The following is a 2,446-nucleotide window of genomic DNA, read 5'->3' as shown; positions in this document are numbered from 1 at the left end:
GCCAAATGGGATTTCAGCCTGCTTTATATCCCTGCCTATAAGTTTAATGAAATATGGAGTGTGCTTGCCTTAGTTGGTTTACGCCAGCAAGTTGGTTCAGAATCTCAGGATAAAACCACCACATTACTTCTTAACGCAACGGTTTTTGCAAAAATCAGTGAACGTATTACCCTGGGAATGGAATTCAATAATTCCGATCCGGGGAACTTTGATGAAGAGGAGGAACCCGAATTGCTTGTCATGCCCCAAGTCCATATTGAGTTCTCAGACCATTGGTCTGTACAAACAGGTGTAGGATGTGAATTTACAGGGTCACAAGTTAATGCTACCGGCGCTATCCGAATGATTGCGGAGTTTTAACAAGAAGTTGTATTCAGAAAATATTAACTGCTTAAAATATTCTCTTTCTGTGTTTTGATCAAAGGTTTTTCTTTCTTATCATTTACAAAGTACATATCCATCATCCCTTTGTTTTTAACATGTATTTGCCCTCTGTGCTCGCAATTATAACTATCCTTAATTAGTAAATAGGTGCTTTGAGAGACATTTACTCTTCCCGGTTCCGATAAGGATTCCATACGGGCTGCTACATTCACCGTATCTCCCCAGATGTCGTAGGCAAATTTTTTGGTACCTACCACCCCGGCAACTATTCCTCCGGTATTGATTCCTATGCGGACATCAAAGGGAACAATGTCCTTAGGTGGATTGAGTTTCGTTTCTTCCATCACCCGGGCAACTTCAAAAGCCGCCTGTACCATTTTATAAGGATGGTCTTCGGTAGGAAAGGGCAATCCTCCCGCACACATATAGGCGTCGCCGATGGTTTTTATTTTTTCAAGACCATATTTTTCCATGATGGCATCGAACTTTGAAAAATAATAATCCACGGTTTTAACCAGTAATTCCGGGGATAGGTTTTGCGAATAACTGGTAAAGCTCTTAAAATCGGTAAACATGACGGTAACCGATTCAAATTTTTTGGCCTTTACCTTACCGAACTGTTTTAGTTCCAAAGCGGTTTCATCGGGTAGGATATTTAATAACAGGTTTTCTGATCTGTTTTTCTCCTCTTCGATGATCTTATTGGTTTTCTTAACGAAGCGGTATCTTTTGTAGGATCCTACAGCAAGGACAAATACTAAAAGCAGTCCCAAAACAGTTCCGTAGATGACATATTGCTGCCGTTTGGACTCCAGTTCAGATATCTGTAAATCTTGTTGTGCCGTCACTAATTCATCCTCTTTCTTTTCAAGGTCAAATTCAAATTGTAGTCCACGGATCTTATCATCGGTTGCAATGTTGAATAATTCGTCCTTTAGTTCCAAATATTTGTTCTGATAGGTATAGGCATTTTTGTATTGCCCTGCTGTTTCATAGGCTATAGCTTTACCCTTGTAGATATCTCTTAACTCTTCTTTGGTGTCTATCTCAATCGCCAGGCTCTCAGCATTTTGATAAACTTCAAGAGCTTTTTTTGGATCTCTATTTTTATAGGTATTGCCAATAGCTAAAAGTGTTCGTACTTGATCTAAAGGTTGGTCCGAATCTTTGGCAGTCTTATATGCCAAATTAAAATATTCAACAGCTTTTTGAATATTTCCAATCTGACGTTCTTCTTTGCCAATAGCTGTAAGTATATGGGCGTATTCAGGGGTATCCTTATTGATCGCCAAAGCTTCTTTATATTGTTTTATGGCATTTTCATGATCTCCTTTTTTGCTATAAACTTCACCTAATCCCCATAAATAAGCGGACTGAAGTTGTATGTTATTCAAAGTTGCTAAATATGGTTCAACTTGTTTATAATAGTCTAAGGCCTTGTCGTAGTCATTCGTTTGGCTGAAAACTGATCCTATATTAAGCAAAGCAGAGGTAATTCTCACTGGGTCTTGTAACTTTTCTGAGAGACTTAGTGACTTTAAATAATAATCTAAGGCTTTAACAAGACTACCCTGATCGTAATAGACCCCCCCTAAATTACTGGACAAATTGGCAATCCCCAAGGTGTCCTGGATGGCTTCAAAAGTCTGCAGGGATTGTGTCCAATTCTCCAGAACCTCTTTATATTTACCTTGATAATACTCGGCTATCCCTTTATGTTTAAGGGCGTAGGCCTTACCTTTTTTGAAATCTATTTGATCTGCAAGTGTAATGGCCTTATCTGCATAGTCACTGGCTTGGTTTAATTCGTCAATTTGTATATATTCCAAACTTAAAGCATTCAGGGCAGCGACCCTTGCGGTGTCTTGCTGCCCTGTTTGCAAAATGTTCTTTAAGCTATCGATTGAATTGTTTTGGGCCATTGCCTGGTTCGACTGGAGTAGTAATGCCATTACCATCAGGAAACCCCATCTTGACCAAAACCCTTTATTCATAACTCATTCTTTAAACACTGTGTGCACTTCCGATAGACCGCTGGTGGTAATACGTACAAAATAATACG

General features: G+C 39.2%; 2 protein-coding genes. One reads left to right on the top strand and one right to left on the bottom strand.

What is annotated here, in order from left to right; translation table 11 throughout:
* Nucleotides 1-360 (top strand): hypothetical protein (locus WBN20_RS13275; protein ID WP_424282045.1); only part of this gene is annotated, 360 nt, incomplete at its 5' end.
* Nucleotides 361-383: 23 nt separating this feature from the next.
* Here the strand turns inward: WBN20_RS13275 and WBN20_RS13270 are convergent.
* Nucleotides 384-2,378, bottom strand: coding sequence for an adenylate/guanylate cyclase domain-containing protein (locus tag WBN20_RS13270; protein ID WP_424282044.1), 1,995 nt, complete (start codon nt 2,376-2,378; stop codon nt 384-386).
* Nucleotides 2,379-2,446: the final 68 nt, after the last annotated feature.

The sequence above is a fragment of the Eudoraea sp. genome (genome assembly GCF_049665975.1).
Classification (GTDB): Bacteria; Bacteroidota; Bacteroidia; order Flavobacteriales; family Flavobacteriaceae; genus Eudoraea.
This window is presented reverse-complemented; position numbering and strand designations above follow the sequence as displayed.